Origin of the sequence: Nocardiopsis protaetiae (assembly GCF_045446735.1) — a bacterium.
Taxonomy (GTDB): Bacteria; Actinomycetota; Actinomycetes; order Streptosporangiales; family Streptosporangiaceae; genus Nocardiopsis; species Nocardiopsis protaetiae.
The window spans coordinates 1-15540 of sequence record NZ_JBJJBV010000047.1 but is presented as its reverse complement, the minus strand read 5'-3'; the positions used below and the strand labels follow the sequence as shown (position 1 = coordinate 15540).

The following is a 15540-nucleotide window of genomic DNA, read 5'->3' as shown; positions in this document are numbered from 1 at the left end:
ACCCTTAAGGCAGACATAGGAGACATGTCAGACTCTTCTCATGGCTGAGAGTTTCATTGGTCCGGTCCCCCACGTCGAAGTCGGGCGGAGCTTCAAGTCCAGGAAAGACGCTTCCCAGGCCAAGGTGCACCGCCCGCTTCAAGCAGGGATCTGCGGAACCAAGAAGTCCGGCGCCGAATCCATCGTGGTCTCCGGTGGCTACAAGGACGACAAAGATCTCGGAGAGGTCATCGTGTACACCGGCCACGGCGGCCGGGATGCGGAGACCGGAAAGCAGATCGCCGACTAGAGTTTGGAGGACAGCGGAAACGCCGCCCTCCACACGAGCCTCCTCGAAGGACAGTTGGTCCGTGTGATCCGTGGTGCCCAGGCGAAAACCCCTCACTCCCCAGACCATGGGTACCGCTACGACGGCCTCTACCGGGTCGCGGAATACGGGTGGAAGACCGGGGCCGATGGCTACCGGGTCGTCCAGTTCACCCTGACACAAGAGGACTCCATAACGGAGACCCAGAGCCCGTCCCATACTCCGGCCGAGGATGAAAAGGCGAAGCCGGTGGGGGCCGCCGGACCGGCCCCCACCAAGGCCACCACGGTTCAGCGCATCGTTCGCAGCACCAAGGTCACACGCATGGTCAAGGACTGGCACGAGGGTCGGTGCCAACTCTGCGGGATCACTCTCGCGGTGCCGAACGGTGTCTACAGCGAAGGCGCCCACATCCAAGCCCTCGGTGCTCCTCACTACGGGCCCGACATCACCAGCAACGTGCTGTGCCTCTGTCCCAACTGCCACGTTCAGTTCGACACCGGCGCGGTCATCGTGACGGACGACCTCCTCGTCATCCGCAACGGCGTCGAGGAGGGGAAACTCATCACCGTCCCCAAGCACCACATCGACATCAAGTACCTCCAAAGCCACCGAGCCCGCTGGGGCAAGTGAGAGGTGATCGCTACCGCGGTGGGGGCAGGCCTGTCCGACCGGCCCCGTCGCGGCCATCACACCCCCCCTCCCACAGGAAGCGCGCCTATGGAGCGGGAGATACAAGCCGACCTCGCTCCTGCCGCCGGTGCTACCGTGAATCGAGCGTGCTCCACCCCCTCCGTTCCGGAGCACGGAAGGGACCCGTCATGGCAGACCCGACCAGCACCGCCGGTGACCGATCCGCATCCGGGGAGCCGGACCACGAGGGCGTCGAGATACTCGTGCAGGGCCTGGCTCCGACCTGGGTCGGTCCCGACCTGGAGGCGTCGGCCGTCACCGACGACGAACGGCTCGGCGCCGTCCAGCGCAACCAGCTGTTCGAGGCGATGGGCGACACCCCCGAGGCCGGCTGAAGCCCCGGCGCCCGGCCCGGGCAGCCGGTCGCACAGGCCCCCGCAAACGCCGAGAGGCCGGTCCCGAAGGACCGGCCTCTCGCTCTGTCGGGGTGGCGGGATTTGAACCCACGACCTCTTCCCGTACCGGGGCCCTTCGGCAGTCTGCGGTCCAACCCCGCAAACCGCCCCTGAACTCGACGTTCTCCCCGGACGCTTCCCACCGCTTCCCGGCCTCTCTCGGACCCATGTGCATTGAATGTGCATCGTTCCCGCCCCTGCCATGACCCCCGGGCCCAAGTCGGTCAGCGGTTTCGCATGCCCACACCGCTACCCATGAGCCCCTGTACTCGGCAACCACGGCTCCGGGCCGGGGCGCCCGATGGCGCCGAGGCCGGCAACCCCAGACAGACCGTGTCGCGCCAGCGGGTGCCCCGGGATCTGAACACGTCATCAACCATTGGGACCAAAGGACCTGACAGGTAGCTGTGTCCTGAGTCACCATAGATGTCTCGGGCGGCTCTGGTCCCGCTCGTCGTACGGGCTCGTCCGAGAGAGGTTGCGTGCGCACGGCCATCGGCCGTGTGCTCGGGACCGGGCGTCAGCCCGCAGCCCGAGCCACGGACGAGGGGCCACCGCGACGGCGCTTGCGCCGTCGCCTTGATTCCATACAGTCCAACTCGGCAAGGATAAGTTCATGGTCAAGAAGGTTTTCATTAGCTTTGATTATGACAATGATGTTATCTTAAAGGATTTTCTCGTCGGGCAATCAAAGAATCCGGATTCTCCTTTTGTTATTCATGATTGGTCGATTAAGAAAGCCTCGCCAGGATGGAAAGAGGAAGCTCGAAATCGTATTCGTCGATGCGACTTGGTGGTAGTAATTTGTGGTCTGCACACCGACACGGCGACCGGGGTATCAATTGAACTTGGTATCGCCCAAGAAGAAGGCGTACCATATTTTCTGCTGAATGGTTACAAGGGAAAGACGGGAAAAAGGCCTAAGTCCGCAAAGTTTGGGGATAAGATTTACAAATGGAGTTGGGAAAATCTTGAAAAGCTGGTTGGCGGCGCTAGGTAAAAAGTTGGCAATGTTGGATGGTGGGGGAGAAACGAAACAAAAATTGCCCCAAGCGAGTGTGGTTGACGGCTCCATTCAAGATGATCTGGAACTCTATAAAATTGCAGTCGAAATGGCTGATCGAGTTTCGGCTCGTCGAGGTGTGGCTAATTCTTTTTTCCTGACAGTGCAAACAGCATTAGTGGCGGTTGTTGGGTTTTCTCAGGGTGGTGCTGAAGACGTATCAACTGCTGCGCAAGTAGCTTTCGCTCTAGCTGGGGTTGTGCTATCGCTTTCCTGGTGGATGCAGTTGCGGAGCTATCGAGAGCTGAATGAAGCAAAGTTTAAAGTGATCAACAAGATGGAATCAAGATTTTCTATTAAAATATTCTCTGAAGAATGGGCTTATCTCAAGCCAGATCCTGTCTCTCATAGCAAGAAGCGATACGCGGAGCTTGGCTCTATTGAACGCATAGTACCTTGGGTTTTCGTGGGGCTTCATATTATGGTACTTGTTGCTAGTGTGGATTGGACTTGGGTGTGTATCTAAATTTTCTTGCAAGAAAAATACGAAGTAATATTTCCTCGGAAGACCTTGTGCCAGATGATTCTGACGAGCTTTTTCTATTGTACGCTTTGCTTGCGCGCTCCGTAGGCAGCGGGGTGACCGCAGAAAATGTGCACGATGCGTGGTCGATCTGGATGAGCTCACGAGATCCGTCTCATCCTTCACTGGTTCCATTTTCAGATCTTCCTGCAGAAAAGCAGAAATATGACCTTCCGTACTTGAATGCCATCAAGGTTTCCATTGAAGACTAGGTTCTAAACGAGGATCGCGGTGCAATGACATACACTAAATCTATTTTCCTTAGTTATTCAAAGCCCCATCAGCTGGCGCAAGAAAAATTCGTCGAAAGTGTGCGCTTTAAGCTTGGGGAAAGGGGATTTGAAGGGCGCACTCTTGGAGTGACTGACTACGACTTGGAGGCCCCGCTCCACGCTATTCGCAGGCTAATGCTTGAATCAAATGGACTGATTGCCATCGCTTTCAAAAGAACTTATATCGAGCATGCAGTGGTTAACCGAGACTCGGATTTTAGTGGCCGAGAGCCGCGTGAAATATCAGACGAGTGGATGACCACCCCCTGGCCTCATATTGAATCGGCTATGGCTTACCAACTCGGACTGCCTGTGTTAATCCTTAGGGAAGCGGGCGTTATAGCCGATGGGGTTCTTGAGAAAGGAGTGGCCGGAATAGCTATGCCAGAATTCGATCTAAGTAAGGACCCCACTGCTGATTTCATGAATGGAGTAGAGGGGGCGGCCCTCTTCTCTAAGTGGGCACACCAGGCGGAGAGCGTATTTCTTAATAAAGGGTCGCCGGGAAGGCTTTATTAATTCCGCGTCATTTCGAGTGAATCTCATGGCAAAATGCCCATGAGTCAAAATAAAAATACGTCGATATCCAATTTTGACATTAATGCGAGCGCTCCTGGGTGAAGATTTTAGTCCACGCCATTGACTGCCTCCTATTTTGGTCGCATTAGGCGTTTGCCGTCGTGGGCGCGTACATGAGGTCCATTCATGTCTAAGGCATCAAGCAGGCGGACTGCATAAACTGTGACCATTTTATCCTCAATTTCGTCATGGGTGAGCCACTTGACGGAAGATGCTTCGGGCGTTTCTTTTCCATCGCCTGCGACCGGTTTGCAGCGGAAGACTAAAGCGACGATTCCGCGAGACATGTTCTTGTAGACGCCCGTAAGCTGTTCCACCTCGACGTGGATGCCGGTCTCCTCCAAGACCTCACGCACAACGCCGTTTTCGGGGGTCTCGTCCAACTCCAGGACGCCGCCTGGTGGCTCCCAGGTTCCGTTATCTCTGCGTTGGATCGCCAGCATGCGTCCGTCCTCGCGTATGACGGCTCCCGCCACGGACACGGAGTGCAGCGGCGTTGACGGCTTGTCTCCAGTGCTGTTACTCATGTACAGGAGCATAGGAGGCACAGAAGGACTATGGCGAGCACTGTAGGGGCGAAGTCAGCGAAGCCCCGGTATCTCCAGATCGCTGATGACATCGAAGAGCAGATCCGGGCGGGCCGCCTGGCTCCTGCTCAGGAGATCCCGAGTGAGACGACGCTGATGCAGCGCTACGGGGTCTCTTCGGGCACGGTGCGCAAGGCGGTTGCTCAACTCCGGACTTCGGGCCTGGTGGACACCTACCAGGGCAAGGGCTCCTTCGTGAAGTCCCGGCCTCCCGTGACGCGCAAGTCCTCGGACCGCTTCCGGCGCTCGCACCGTCGGGCCGGCAAAGCCGCCTACATCGCGGAGACCGAACAGGCGGGCGTCAAGCCCACCGTCCAGGTGCTCTCCATCGGTCCCGTCTCTGCTCCCGCTGAGATTGCTCTACGCCTGGCCGTGGATGAGGGTGACAAGGTGCTCGCCCGCCGCCGGCTCTACTTCAGCGACGGCACTCCCACCGAGGAAGCCACGTCCTACCTGCCGTGGGACGTCGCGCGGGACATCCCGGAACTCTTCGAGGAGAACCCGGGCGGCGGTGGCATCTATGCCCGTCTGGAGGAGCACGGTCACGAGTTCGCCGAGTACACCGAGACGGTGCGGGCGCGTCTTGCGACGAAGCAGGAGGCGAGTGCGCTGGCTCTCAGCCCCGGCTCTCCCATCATCCATCTCACGCGCAACGCGGTGACCTCCACGGGGCGTGTTGTGGAGGTGTGCGACACCATCATGGCCGCTGATCAGTTCGTGCTCGACTACCGCATTCCGGCCACGGATTGAGGGACTGACCGACCGCTCCCGGGAGCCTCTTCGGCTCAGAGGGTTGACTCATGTACATGAGTGCGCCACTCTTATCTACATCACTCATATACATGAGTGCATGGGCTTGGCTCATATGCATGTGCTGGGTCCTGGGTTCGTTGCCACAACCGGTGCGTCCTCGCTCCCGCAGTGAGGTGCTGACACCCCCGTCCCCCGGGAGCGTGCTTCGTGGAATCCGTCGTCGCATCCGCTTCGAAGCGGTGCAAATCCTGCCGTGGCCGCGGCTGGAAGTCGCTTCGCTCCCGGCGGCTGGTCGTGGTCCGTTCTCCCGCGACACGTGAACCTGCGGTCCGCGTGGCTCGCTGTACTGCATGCCGGGGGAGCGGCACGAACTCGTGAAAGCGGTGCGGACTTCCGCCCGGGTGGCTCCCGGTGGCGGTGCTCCGCCCGCACAGACAACAGACCCCCGCGACGCGGGCTAGGCATCCGGGGGCACGGCCAACCTGAGGAAAGCAGGCTGACGTGAGCGACTTTATCGCCCTGATTCGGGCTTTGGTGACTCTCCTACGACCGAAACGACACGGCAGGCACCACCGGACCGGCCCCCGGCCGTTCCACCTGCCCCGGCCTGCGCGGGTGGAGCTGTGGCCGGCTCCGGAACCGATCGTCATGGACGGCGGTGACCCCCGGGCCTACTCCCTGCACCGTGGCCCCTTCGTTCACTGGGAACACAGGCGGACCCTGGAGCGCGCCGAGCGGGACCGGCGGGGCCTGGACCTGCTGTTGAGCATCTCCGCTGCTCCCAGGATTCCCGACGACCTGGCCGAGCTGCGTGACCTGGTGCGTACGGCCATAGCGGTCGGGGCGGTGCGGCGATGAACGGCGACGGCGGCCCCCTCCCCGACAGCCGCGAACCCTTGGCCGCCTGGGCGCGTGAACGGGGTGTGCGGGTGCGGGTGGCGGCCGAGGACTGGGAGTCGATCACCTATGAGGCCATCGCCTCCGGCCCGGACGGTCCCCATGTGGTGGACCGCGTCCGGTGTGCTCTCCCCGAAGCCGTGGTGCGGCGCCGCATGCTGGCGACCTACCTGGTGGGCCTGTCCCATGAGGTGAACGGGGCCCAGTGCAGCCATGTCCGCCGCGTCGTTCCCCCGGCGCTGTTCTCCTCGGACGAGGCCGACCGCCATGACGTGACGCTCGTGGCCGCCGCCCTGGTGGAGAGCGAACGCCGCGCGGTGTGCGGTGCCACGGTGGACAACCTCACCGTGTACACGGTGCAGCGCGCCAAGGACTGGCGGCCGTTCTAAAGACCCCCGCGTGCCCTGACGTCTTTTCGAGACCACGGGGCCCAGGGCACGCGGGCCTTCTCCTCTTCAACGACGACGTGTCCGCGCCTTCGCTGCGGTCGGGCTTCCCGTCGTTCGCTCTGTTCAGTGTGCCTTCGGGGCTCATATGTGGCCCCACCTGCTGACAGGGCGGGATCGTGTCAGTAAGCTACTCGACCACACGAGTACTAGAGTCACCAGGTGGACAACGTGTCGAATCTGGAGTTCGCTCCGCCCAAGTACGCGCAGATCGTGCGGGCGATCCAAGAGCGCATCGAAGACGGAACCTATCCGCTGGGGGAGATGCTTCCCTCCGAGTCCCGTATGGTCCGCGAGTTCGGGGCCGGCCGCTCCACGGTGGTGCGGGCCTTGCAGATCCTGAGCATGCAGGGGTGGATCGAGCGTGAGCACGGGCGCGGTTCGTTCGTGCGCGGTGTTCCGCAGCAGACCGCCGAGCGCTCGCATGCCGGGGCCAGTGCGTTCGACGCCTCCGAGAACAGCGCGCGCAGCCGCATCCTGTCGGCCGGTCGCGTTCCCGTGGCCGGTGCTGTGGCCGAGGCGATCGGGGTTCCTGCGGGGTCTCCGGTGGTCATGCGCCGCCGCGTGGTCCTGGACGAGGGCGAACCGAGTGAGCTGGTCACCTTGTGGTTTCCGGTGGACGTGGCCGAGGGAACCGACCTGGCGGATGATCAGCCCATCAGTATCGGGGCCCGTGAACACGTGCAGATGGTCAAGCAGCTCCGCCCCTCGACCGTGGTGGAACGGCTGTGCGCACGGCTGGCCAATGACGCCGAACGCGAAGCCCTGAGGCTGGACGAGGGTACCCCGGTCCTGGGGATCACCGCGCGGATACTGGACGCCTCGGGAGATGTGATCGCGGTGGCCGAGGTGGTTCTCCCCGGGGATCTGCACGAGTTGGAGGACTCCTACCCGGCGGTTTGAGGGGGCCTAGGAACCGGTCGGCTTAGTCACTTGTCCGATCAAGTCTGGCCGGTTATCCTGACTTTCACTCGACCGGACGAGTAGTCGAGTGGTTATCGGGAGAGAGGAAGTGCCCATGGCTGTTCAGGGTGCGTTGCCGGTGGCGTTCGGGACGGTGTTCCCGCACGGTGCGTTCGCGCTGGGGGTGGAGGCGATCACGGACTTCGAGACCAAGCGGCCTCAGCTCGACAAGGAGTCCGGGCTGCCGCTGTGGGCGGTGGATGTGATCGACGCCGACCCCGAGGCGCGGGGCAAGGCCAAGTCGGTGAAGGTCAAGATCGCCGCCGAGCACTGCCCGACCCTGCCCGACGAGGTTCCCGGGCTGCCGTTCCGGCCGGTCGAGTTCGAGCACATGGCCGTCATGCCCTACGTCGACGACAACGGTCGCCGGCCTCGCGTCGCCTACTCGCTGCGCGCGCGGGGTGTGAAGGCCCCCGGTGCCGCTGCGGGTGCTCGTCGCGCCCAGGCCAAGGACGCCGCCTGACCTTCCGCACCACATGAGACGGGGCGGCCTGGTGCTCCAACACCTAGCCGCCCCTGGAACCCCTACCCGAACCCTGCGAAAGCTTCGTGAAGAGGTGTCTTCAGTATGTCCGACTACCCGAGCGACTTGTCCGCGTTGACCGGCCCGCAGTTGGTCCGCGCATTCTTGGCCGAGATCGACCAGTCGCGCACCACCCCCGCCGAGAAGGCGGCGTTCTTCGACTTCAAGGCGCGGGTCTTCGGAGCCCTGGCCGAGCGCAACGGCGACCCCGAGGCGTTCCAGGCCGCCGAACGCGCCCGCACCCACCGGGACCGCATCCTCTCCCAGATCGCCACCGGCGAGACGTTGAGCGGTGGTGACCTCTGATGCCGTTCACCTCCAACGTCGGCTCCGCCCAGACCTCCCCGACCCTGCCCTCTCCCGCTCAGGGAGTGCGGTGGACGACGCCGATCGTCGAGACGCCCGGGATCGTGGTCCTGGCCTCCTGGATCTACCGGCTGGTCCGGTTCCTGGTCACCCTGCCCTTCCGCTTCCCCGTCCTGGTCGCCTGCACGACCGCTTCGGCCGTGGCGTGGTGGCTGGGGGACTGGCCCGCCCTCGCCGCCCTGTGGGGGTTCGCCTCGGTGGCGTCTCTGGTGTGGTGGCGTGCCTGGCCCGGCTCCCACCGCACATGGGTGACGTTGCGGCTGCTGGCGTGGTGGCGGCACGTGTTCGTGTACCGGCGCCACTGGCAACCGGTCCTGGTCATCGCCGGGCTGGCCGAGTCCTACCAGGAACGCCGCTACCTGCCCCGCATCCGCCGCGTCGTCTGCGACACCTGGGCCGACCGGGTCAAGGTCACGTTGGTGGCCGGGACCTCTCCGGCTGAGTTTGAGACCCGCGTGGCTGAGCTGGCGCACGGCTTCCGCGCACCCTCTTGCCGGGTGATCGTGGACGGCCCCCGCCGTATCACGTTGGAGTTCCCCCGCTACGACACCCTCGCCGAACCCCTGGACGCCCTGCCCGTCCCCGACGCTCCGGATCTGGGTGCGTTGCCGGTCGGCCGCTGCGAGGACGGTTCCCCGTGGAAGCTGCGTCTGCACGGGACTCACGTCCTGGTCGCCGGGGTCACCGGCTCCGGGAAGGGTTCGGTGCTCTGGTCCGCCATCCGCGCCATGTTGCCCGCCGTGGCCAAGGGCACGGTGCGGATCTGGGCGATCGACCCCAAACGTATGGAGCTGTCCTACGGGCGGGACCTGTTCGCCCGCTACGCCGACACCGGGGAATCCGCGGTGGCCCTGCTGGAACGGGCGGTGGCGGACATGCAGGCGCGGGCCGAACGCTACGCCGGGAAGCACCGCTCCCACACCCCTACCCGGATCGATCCGTTCGTGGTCGTGGCCTTGGACGAGGTGGCGTTCCTGACGGCCTACCACCCTGACCGGGACGTGCGCCGTCGCGCGGAGAACGCGATAGCCACCCTGACTTCCCAGGGGCGTTCGGTCGGGTTCTCTGTCCTGGCCGCGTTGCAGGATCCGCGCAAGGAGGTCATGAACCTGCGCAACCTGTTCCCGGACAAGGTGGCCCTGCGTCTGGATGAGGCGTCGCAGGTGGACATGGTCCTCGGAGAGGGGGCACGCGACCGGGGTGCGAACGCGCACCTGATCGACCCCACCCTGCCCGGTGTCGGCTACGTCCGCCTCGAAGGCTCACCCGCCCCCGTGCGGGTGCGTGCCTCCTACGTCTCCGACGAGGACATCACCTCCATGGCCGACGGCTACGGGGCGGGCTTCTCCTCGGGCTCTGAGGAGGGTGAATGACGGTCCTTGCGGGCAACGATGAAGTCCCAGGTCCACAGAGCCGTGACGGAGAGCACCGCGAATATCAGCGCCCACCGGAGTTGTCCGGAACCGATCAGCGCCATCACCCAGCCGAATTGGGCCATCCAGAGCACGTCACGGAGGCTCAGAAGCGTGAACCCCGCGCGGGGCGGTTTCGGTGGCATGGGGTGGGGGCTCCTGCTCTGTGGCCATGGTGGGTTGGTGACGCCGCGTCAATGTGGTGTCTTCTCGGGGCTGTTGGCGGCTCGATACCGCAGGTGCGCGTGGATCTCCCGAACGAGGCCGGCAAGGTAGATCAGTGCTTGCAGACCTACGAGCCACATCCTCTGTGGATCCGTGAACCACACGAACACACCGAACGCGGCGCTGAACACCAGAGCGAAGATCGAGAACTTTACCGTCCACCAGTTCGCGGGCTCAGGACCACGGGCCGCACGCTCGCGTTTCATGGCCTCACGCCGCTGCTTCATGATCTCGCGTTCGAGTTTCTTGGCCTCGGGGTTGTGCGGGGCGCGATGCCGACCGGCCACGTGGGGGTTCCTTTCCAAGCCGTGCGGGCTGGGTGCTTCTGGGGTGCGAAGCGGTTCGGGGCGGTGGGTTGATGCCGACTCCTACCGGTAAGTCCACCCGGGCCGAACGGCTCGCGCAACCCCTGGCCCGTGAGGTGGCCGAACAGGTCGCCGCCGACCACGGCGTGTGCATCCGCCCCGTGTCCCTCCGACGCACGAACATCGCCACCGGTGAGACGACGGTGATCGACGTCCCGTGCGGGTCCACCCTGGAATCCCACTGCCCCGCCTGCGCCAAGCGCAAGCGCTCCCTGCGGCGAACCCAATGCGAAGAGGGCTGGCACCTGGACACCGAACCCGTCGTGGAACCCGACCCGCCCACCGCGACGCAACGGGGCTGGGTGGAGCAGCGGGCGATGGTGACGGCCGAACGGGACCGCCTCGCCGCCACGGGGGCGGCCTCGGTGGAAGACCTGGCCGCGCTGGACGCCGCGATAGCCGACCTGGACGAGGAGATCACCGCCTCCGGCCTCCGGGGCTCGGTCACCCGCTCCTCGGACACCGCGACGGCCAAGCCCAGGCGGGTGCGCTCCACCAAACGTCGCCAGGATGCCCCCGACCTGCCCAAGCGGCCCATGACCCGCAAGACCGTGGGTCGCGCCTACACCGATCCCGCGTCCGGGAAGGTGTTCCGGCCCTCGCTCTTCATCACCCTGACGTTGGACTCCTACGGGCGGGTCCGCTCGGACGGAACCCCGGTGGACTTCTCCACCTACGACTACCGGCGCGCGGCCCGGGACGCGCTGCACTTCTCCAAGCTCGTGGACCGGTTCGTGCAGAACCTCCGACGGGTCGCAGGGTTCGAAATCCAGTACTTCGCCGCCGTGGAACCTCAACGCCGCCTGGCCCCGCACCTGCACATGGCCACCCGGGGCACCCTGCCCCGGGCCGAGCTGCGCCAGATCGCCGCCGCCACCTACCACCAGGTGTGGTGGCCATCCGCCGACCGGGTCGTCTTTGCGGGGGAGAGCCTGCCCGTCTGGGACGAGTCCAGCAAGGCATATGTCGACATATCGACCGGTGAAGTGCTGTCCACCTGGGACGAAGCGTTGGACGCCTTGGACGAGGACCCCGACGCCGAGCCCCATCACGTGGTGCGGTTCGGCCGACAGGTGGACGCCAAGGGGGTCGTAGCGGGGTCCGTTGACGCCGACCGGTGTGTGCGCTACCTGGCGAAGTACCTGACCAAGGACATCGCGGACTGCCACGCCGCCGAGACCACCCGGCAGGAACAGCACGTGGACCGCCTCTTGGAAGCCCTGCGGTTCGAGCCGTGCTCGCCCCGGTGCTCCAACTGGCTGCGCTACGGGGTCCAGCCGGACGAGGCCAAGCCGGGGATGCGCCCGGGGTTCTGCCGTTCCAAGGCCCATCGCCGCGAACACCTGGGCTACGCGGGACGGCGCGTCCTGGTCTCGCGCAAGTGGTCCGGCAAGACCCTCGCCGACCACAAGGCCGACCGGCTCGCCTGGGTCCTGGACGCTCTCGGCGTTACCCCCGGCGACGACGGCCAGGAGGACGAGGACACTCCGCGTTCCCCGCTGCTGGCGGTGGCCTCCGGCTCCTTCTCCTGGGAACTCGCCCGACCCACAGACCCCGACGTTGCCCCCCGCGAACGCCGCCTCCTCCGCGCGGTCGGTGAATCACTCAAACGCCGCGCGCAGCTCCACGCCGCTCGCCAGAACGACCTTTCGGCAACTCCAGAGACGAGGGCGGCATGAGTGCGTCGACGGCCGGTGTGGACATCCCCGAACAGCGCCCATCCGACGCTCTGTGGTCGGTGGAGGACGCCGCCGCCTACCTCCGAGTCCCGCCCAAGACCCTCTACGAGTGGCGCTACAAGGGCGACGGACCGCCCTCCCACCGCATCGGCCGATACGTCCGCTACATCCCCGCCGAGGTCCGCACCTGGGTCCGCTCCCGCTGAACCCGAACCCGCCCCCGACAACAACCCCCGGAAAGGAAGTCCCCCATGGCCCGTGCCTGGGTCTACGACCGCACCAAGGAGAAGTCCTACGTGGAGGCCGTGAAGAAGGCTAAGGAGACCAAGCGCACACCTCCCGCCCGGTGGATGGTCCGCTACTACGACCCCTCCGGCCGGATCAAGAGCGGCGGCACCTTCAAGAAGAAGCCCGACGCCGAGAAGAAGCAGACCGAGATCGAGAACAGCCTGCACGAGGGCTCCTACCGCAACCCGCACGACGCGAAGATCACCGTGGCCGAGATGGCCGAGAAGTGGCTGAGCACGCGCACCGACATCAAGCGCTCCACCTGGTGGAAGTACCGGGGCCTGCTGGACGCGCACGTGCTGCCCCGCTGGGGAGAGCACCCCCTATCGGCCGTCCACTCCGAGGACGTCGCCGTGTGGGTGGCCCAGCTTCAGAAGCCCCGTGAGGAGGACGGGGGCAACCTGGGCGCCTCCCAGACCCGCCACGCCTACGGCGTCCTCTCCATGGTCCTGGAATGGTGTGTGCCCCGCCGCCTCCCGGCCAACCCGGCGCGCGGGGTCCCGCTGCCCAAGCCCTCCGAGGCCGAACACGTCTACCTCGACCACCGCCAGGTGGAGGCGCTGGCGAACGCGGCCGGCGCGCTGCGCACCAAGTACGGCCAGATCGCCGCCGCCGCGAACATCAATCGGCCGCTGATCCTCCTACTGGCCTACACCGGGCTCCGCTTTAACGAGGCCGCCGCCCTCCGCGTGGGCAGGGTGGACCTGGACACCCGGCGCATCCGGATCACGACCGCCTTCGCAGAGGTAGAGGGAAAGCTCGTGGAACAGTCGCCCAAGACGGGCAAGAGCCGGACCGTTCCCGTCCCGCCGTCCCTCGTCGCCGAGCTGCGGCCCCTGGTGGACGGTCGGCCGGACGCGGCGCTCGTGTTCACCACCAAGCGGGGGACCGAGGTGCGGCTCCGCAACTGGCGCAACCGGGAGTTCGGCAAGGCGCTCAAAGAGGCCGGGCTCGACGGCATGGGCCTGACCCCGCACAAGCTCCGGCACACCGCCGCGTCACTGGCCATCGCCGCCGGCGCGGACGTGAAGGTCGTCCAAGCGATGCTCGGACACGCCACCGCCACGATGACCCTGGACCGCTACGGGCACCTGTTCCCCGATCGCCTGGACGAGGTGGCCGAGGCCATGGACGCCGCGCGCCTGCGGGTGCTCGCCGCCGCCTGACCGGCTCCGCGACGGACTCCGTCCGGCCCGTCCATGTGCAACGAATGTGCACCGCGCCCCCGGGGACCCCGGGCCGGGAAAACGAAGAACGGGTGCCCACCTGCGTGGACACCCGTTCCTTTGTCGGGGTGGCGGGATTTGAACCCACGACCTCTTCGTCCCGAACGAAGCGCGCTGCCAAGCTGCGCTACACCCCGAAGCAACGAGCCTAAGTCTAGCGGACGTCGGGAGTGGTCGGGTAATCGATTACGGGACTGTGGCCCAGGCCTCCCCGGCCCTGCTCTCAGCCCTCGTCCGGGGCCGCCACCAGGTCCAGGAGGGAGGCCTCCGGGCGGCAGCAGAACCGCACCGGGGCGTACGGCGACGTGCCCAGCCCGCCCGACACGTGCAGCCACGCCCCCGCGTACTCGTGCAGTCCCCAGGCCCGCCGCCGGTCGATGCCGCAGTTGGTGACCAGCGTCCCGTAGAACGGCAGGCACAGCTGGCCGCCGTGGGTGTGCCCCGCCAGCATCAGCTGGTAGCCGTCGGCCGCGAAGCGGTCGAGGTTGGCGGGCTCGGGCGAGTGCAGAACGCCCAGCCGCAGGTCCGCCGACGGGTCGGCCGGGCCGGCGATCTCGTCGTAGCGGTCCAGCTTGATGTGCGAGTCGTGCACGCCGCCCAGCGCCACCTCCAGGCCCCCCGCACCCGCCTTGAGGGCGCCCTTGCGGTTGTTCAGGTCCAGCCAGCCCGACGCGGACATCGCCGCGCCCAGCTCGCGCCAGGGCAGGTCCGGCACCCGGCGCTTGTTGTAGTCGGTCTTGCTGGTCCGCCACAGGTAGCGGGCCGGGTTCTTCAGCTGGGGCGAGAACAGGTCGTTGGACCCGTACACGAACGCGCCCGGCCGGTCCAGCAGCGGCCCCAGGGCGTCGATGAACGGCTCCACCGCCTCCGGGTGCGCCAGCGAGTCCCCGGTGTTGACCACCAGGTCGGGCTCGTACTCCTCCAGGCCGCGGATCCAGTCGATGAGCATCCGGCGGCCCGGCGTCAGGTGCGCGTCGGACAGGTGCAGGATCCGCAGGCGCGGGCTGCCCGCGGGCAGCAGGGGCAGCTCGTAGCGGCGCAGCCGGAACCAGTTGCGTTCGATGACCGAGGCGTAGGCCAGCCCGGCGACCCCGACGGCTCCCGTGATCGCGACCGCCCGGCCGGTGTTGCGCAGGAGTCGTCCCTTGTCGATGCCCATGCGGCCTTCTTCCTCGTCGGGCTCGGATGCGGGGTGCGAGGTGCGGTGTGCGCTTCGTTCGGGACGGAGAGGTCGCAGAACGACGTTCCGGCACCCCCGACGATCGTCTCACGCCGCCCGCGCACAAAACGTTGGTCGGCCGACGGGGGACCGCCGTAGGATCGGCCCATGTCCGAACTCAAAGACCGCCTCAAGAACGACCTGACCACCGCCATCAAGGCGCGTGACAAGGTGCGCACCGGCACCCTCCGCATGGTCCTGGCCGCGATCTCCACCGAGGAGGCCGCCGGTTCCACCCAGCGCGTCCTCGGCGACGACGAGATCACCAAGCTGCTGACCCGCGAGGCGAAGAAGCGCCGCGAGGCCGCCGAGGCGTTCGACAAGGGCGACCGTCCCGAGCAGGCCGCGGCCGAGCGGGCGGAGAGCGAGGTCATCTCGGACTACCTGCCCAAGCAGCTCACCGACGAGGAGCTGTCCGCCCTGGTCACCGCCGCCGTCGAGGAGACCGGCGCGCAGACCCCCCGGGACATGGGCAAGGTCATGAAGGTCGTCAACCCCAAGATCGCCGGGCGGGCCGAGGGCTCGCGGGTGGCGGCCGAGGTCAAGCGCCACCTCGCGGGCTGACCTCCACCGGGATCCACCTCGCGGGCTGACCCCGCGCCCCGCGCCCGCGCCCTACAAGCGCGACCCCGAGAACGCCCGAGGGGGCCGCGGCATCCGCCGCGGCCCCCTCGTCGTGTTTCCTGTACCGGTTTCCCGTCCCGGGTTCGCGTCCCGGGTTCCCGTCCCGCTAGTCGCGCGGGGTGGCCGGCGTGTGCG

The 15540-nt window shown here is 65.9% G+C and carries 20 protein-coding genes, 1 tRNA gene and 1 pseudogene; 18 read left to right on the top strand and 4 right to left on the bottom strand.

The features are described from left to right. Positions 1–40: 40 nt before the first annotated feature. From ACJOT3_RS10230 to ACJOT3_RS10205, 7 genes and pseudogenes are all read left to right on the top strand, one after another. A pseudogene (locus tag ACJOT3_RS10230) lies at positions 41–481 on the top strand (YDG/SRA domain-containing protein); the annotation flags it as partial. Positions 482–631: 150 nt separating this feature from the next. Continuing rightward, positions 632–940 carry an HNH endonuclease gene (locus ACJOT3_RS10225; protein WP_406971334.1) on the top strand — a complete coding sequence of 103 codons (309 nt, stop codon included), beginning with the start codon at positions 632–634 and terminating at the stop codon, positions 938–940. A gap of 188 nt (positions 941–1128) precedes the next feature. Beyond that, entirely contained in the window at positions 1129–1335 is a 207-nt protein-coding gene (locus ACJOT3_RS10220) for a hypothetical protein (protein ID WP_406971260.1), read from the top strand. 676 nt (positions 1336–2011) lie between these two features. Further along, positions 2012–2395: a hypothetical protein gene (locus ACJOT3_RS10215; RefSeq protein WP_406971258.1), complete on the top strand. Its 384-nt coding sequence runs from the start codon at positions 2012–2014 to the stop codon at positions 2393–2395. Beyond that, complete coding sequence (locus ACJOT3_RS10210) at positions 2367–2924, top strand: RipA family octameric membrane protein (protein WP_406971256.1); 558 nt, start codon at positions 2367–2369, stop codon at positions 2922–2924. The genes ACJOT3_RS10215 and ACJOT3_RS10210 overlap by 29 nt, the downstream gene beginning before the upstream one ends. Next, a complete protein-coding gene (locus ACJOT3_RS34825; protein ID WP_421536136.1) occupies positions 2915–3193 on the top strand; it encodes a DUF7701 domain-containing protein in 279 nt (92 codons plus the stop codon). The genes ACJOT3_RS10210 and ACJOT3_RS34825 overlap by 10 nt, the downstream gene beginning before the upstream one ends. A 147-nt stretch (positions 3194–3340) precedes the next feature. Next, positions 3341–3772 carry a hypothetical protein gene (locus ACJOT3_RS10205; RefSeq protein WP_406971254.1) on the top strand — a complete coding sequence of 144 codons (432 nt, stop codon included), beginning with the start codon at positions 3341–3343 and terminating at the stop codon, positions 3770–3772. Between the two features lie 131 nt (positions 3773–3903). Here ACJOT3_RS10205 and ACJOT3_RS10200 read toward each other — a convergent pair whose 3' ends face one another. Next, positions 3904–4359, bottom strand: coding sequence for an NUDIX hydrolase (locus tag ACJOT3_RS10200; protein ID WP_406971252.1), 456 nt, complete (start codon positions 4357–4359; stop codon positions 3904–3906). 30 nt (positions 4360–4389) lie between these two features. On the opposite strand from ACJOT3_RS10200, the gene ACJOT3_RS10195 reads away from it, so the two are divergent. The 7 genes from ACJOT3_RS10195 to ACJOT3_RS10165 all read left to right on the top strand — a co-directional run bounded on the left by ACJOT3_RS10195 (position 4390) and on the right by ACJOT3_RS10165 (position 9740). Next, on the top strand, positions 4390–5169 hold the full coding sequence (locus tag ACJOT3_RS10195; protein ID WP_406971250.1) for a GntR family transcriptional regulator: 780 nt from the start codon (positions 4390–4392) through the stop codon (positions 5167–5169). Between the two features lie 651 nt (positions 5170–5820). After that, positions 5821–6030 (top strand): hypothetical protein, encoded by a 210-nt coding sequence (locus tag ACJOT3_RS10190; protein WP_406971248.1) that lies wholly within the window; start codon positions 5821–5823, stop codon positions 6028–6030. Then, positions 6027–6458: a hypothetical protein gene (locus ACJOT3_RS10185; RefSeq protein ID WP_406971246.1), complete on the top strand. Its 432-nt coding sequence runs from the start codon at positions 6027–6029 to the stop codon at positions 6456–6458. Before ACJOT3_RS10190 ends, ACJOT3_RS10185 begins: the two co-directional genes overlap by 4 nt. 219 nt (positions 6459–6677) lie before the next feature. After that, positions 6678–7418, top strand: coding sequence for a GntR family transcriptional regulator (locus tag ACJOT3_RS10180; protein ID WP_406971244.1), 741 nt, complete (start codon positions 6678–6680; stop codon positions 7416–7418). Between the two features lie 115 nt (positions 7419–7533). After that, positions 7534–7941 (top strand): plasmid replication, integration and excision activator, encoded by a 408-nt coding sequence (locus ACJOT3_RS10175; RefSeq protein ID WP_406971242.1) that lies wholly within the window; start codon positions 7534–7536, stop codon positions 7939–7941. 105 nt (positions 7942–8046) lie between these two features. Then, the gene (locus tag ACJOT3_RS10170; protein WP_406971240.1) at positions 8047–8307 is read left to right on the top strand and encodes a hypothetical protein; all 261 of its coding nucleotides are present in this window, start codon (positions 8047–8049) and stop codon (positions 8305–8307) included. After that, positions 8307–9740, top strand: coding sequence for an FtsK/SpoIIIE domain-containing protein (locus ACJOT3_RS10165; RefSeq protein ID WP_406971238.1), 1434 nt, complete (start codon positions 8307–8309; stop codon positions 9738–9740). The genes ACJOT3_RS10170 and ACJOT3_RS10165 overlap by 1 nt, the downstream gene beginning before the upstream one ends. Before the next feature lie 233 nt (positions 9741–9973). Here ACJOT3_RS10165 and ACJOT3_RS10160 read toward each other — a convergent pair whose 3' ends face one another. After that, complete coding sequence (locus ACJOT3_RS10160; RefSeq protein WP_406971236.1) at positions 9974–10291, bottom strand: hypothetical protein; 318 nt, start codon at positions 10289–10291, stop codon at positions 9974–9976. A gap of 71 nt (positions 10292–10362) precedes the next feature. Here ACJOT3_RS10160 and ACJOT3_RS10155 point away from each other — a divergent pair, with 71 nt between their 5' ends. Genes ACJOT3_RS10155 through ACJOT3_RS10145 form a run of 3 tightly spaced genes read left to right on the top strand, consistent with a single transcriptional unit; the run spans position 10363 to position 13502 of the window. Beyond that, positions 10363–12048, top strand: a complete 1686-nt coding sequence (locus ACJOT3_RS10155) for a replication initiator (protein ID WP_406971234.1) — start codon at positions 10363–10365, stop codon at positions 12046–12048. Continuing rightward, complete coding sequence (locus ACJOT3_RS10150) at positions 12045–12254, top strand: helix-turn-helix transcriptional regulator (protein WP_378652374.1); 210 nt, start codon at positions 12045–12047, stop codon at positions 12252–12254. The genes ACJOT3_RS10155 and ACJOT3_RS10150 overlap by 4 nt, the downstream gene beginning before the upstream one ends. Positions 12255–12299: 45 nt before the next feature. Beyond that, positions 12300–13502 carry a tyrosine-type recombinase/integrase gene (locus ACJOT3_RS10145; protein WP_406971232.1) on the top strand — a complete coding sequence of 401 codons (1203 nt, stop codon included), beginning with the start codon at positions 12300–12302 and terminating at the stop codon, positions 13500–13502. Between the two features lie 123 nt (positions 13503–13625). Here ACJOT3_RS10145 and ACJOT3_RS10140 read toward each other — a convergent pair. Then, positions 13626–13699 (bottom strand) — tRNA-Pro (locus ACJOT3_RS10140). Between the two features lie 86 nt (positions 13700–13785). Further along, a complete protein-coding gene (locus ACJOT3_RS10135; RefSeq protein WP_406971230.1) occupies positions 13786–14721 on the bottom strand; it encodes a metallophosphoesterase in 936 nt (311 codons plus the stop codon). Positions 14722–14889: 168 nt separating this feature from the next. Between ACJOT3_RS10135 and ACJOT3_RS10130 the strand changes: the two genes are divergently transcribed. Then, complete coding sequence (locus tag ACJOT3_RS10130; RefSeq protein WP_406971228.1) at positions 14890–15345, top strand: GatB/YqeY domain-containing protein; 456 nt, start codon at positions 14890–14892, stop codon at positions 15343–15345. The last annotated feature ends 195 nt before the right edge of the window (positions 15346–15540 follow it).

Bases quoted from the DNA above. Each gene is read 5' to 3' on its own strand.
- ACJOT3_RS10225 (WP_406971334.1), top strand. From the start codon at position 632: ATGGTCAAGGACTGGCACGAGGGTCGGTGCCAACTCTGCGGGATCACT.
- ACJOT3_RS10220 (WP_406971260.1), top strand. From the start codon at position 1,129: ATGGCAGACCCGACCAGCACCGCCGGTGACCGATCCGCATCCGGGGAG.
- ACJOT3_RS10215 (WP_406971258.1), top strand. From the start codon at position 2,012: ATGGTCAAGAAGGTTTTCATTAGCTTTGATTATGACAATGATGTTATC.
- ACJOT3_RS10200 (WP_406971252.1), bottom strand. From the start codon at position 4,359: ATGAGTAACAGCACTGGAGACAAGCCGTCAACGCCGCTGCACTCCGTG.
- ACJOT3_RS10195 (WP_406971250.1), top strand. From the start codon at position 4,390: ATGGCGAGCACTGTAGGGGCGAAGTCAGCGAAGCCCCGGTATCTCCAG.
- ACJOT3_RS10190 (WP_406971248.1), top strand. From the start codon at position 5,821: ATGGACGGCGGTGACCCCCGGGCCTACTCCCTGCACCGTGGCCCCTTC.
- ACJOT3_RS10185 (WP_406971246.1), top strand. From the start codon at position 6,027: ATGAACGGCGACGGCGGCCCCCTCCCCGACAGCCGCGAACCCTTGGCC.
- ACJOT3_RS10175 (WP_406971242.1), top strand. From the start codon at position 7,534: ATGGCTGTTCAGGGTGCGTTGCCGGTGGCGTTCGGGACGGTGTTCCCG.
- ACJOT3_RS10170 (WP_406971240.1), top strand. From the start codon at position 8,047: ATGTCCGACTACCCGAGCGACTTGTCCGCGTTGACCGGCCCGCAGTTG.
- ACJOT3_RS10165 (WP_406971238.1), top strand. From the start codon at position 8,307: ATGCCGTTCACCTCCAACGTCGGCTCCGCCCAGACCTCCCCGACCCTG.
- ACJOT3_RS10155 (WP_406971234.1), top strand. From the start codon at position 10,363: ATGCCGACTCCTACCGGTAAGTCCACCCGGGCCGAACGGCTCGCGCAA.
- ACJOT3_RS10150 (WP_378652374.1), top strand. From the start codon at position 12,045: ATGAGTGCGTCGACGGCCGGTGTGGACATCCCCGAACAGCGCCCATCC.
- ACJOT3_RS10145 (WP_406971232.1), top strand. From the start codon at position 12,300: ATGGCCCGTGCCTGGGTCTACGACCGCACCAAGGAGAAGTCCTACGTG.
- ACJOT3_RS10135 (WP_406971230.1), bottom strand. From the start codon at position 14,721: ATGGGCATCGACAAGGGACGACTCCTGCGCAACACCGGCCGGGCGGTC.
- ACJOT3_RS10130 (WP_406971228.1), top strand. From the start codon at position 14,890: ATGTCCGAACTCAAAGACCGCCTCAAGAACGACCTGACCACCGCCATC.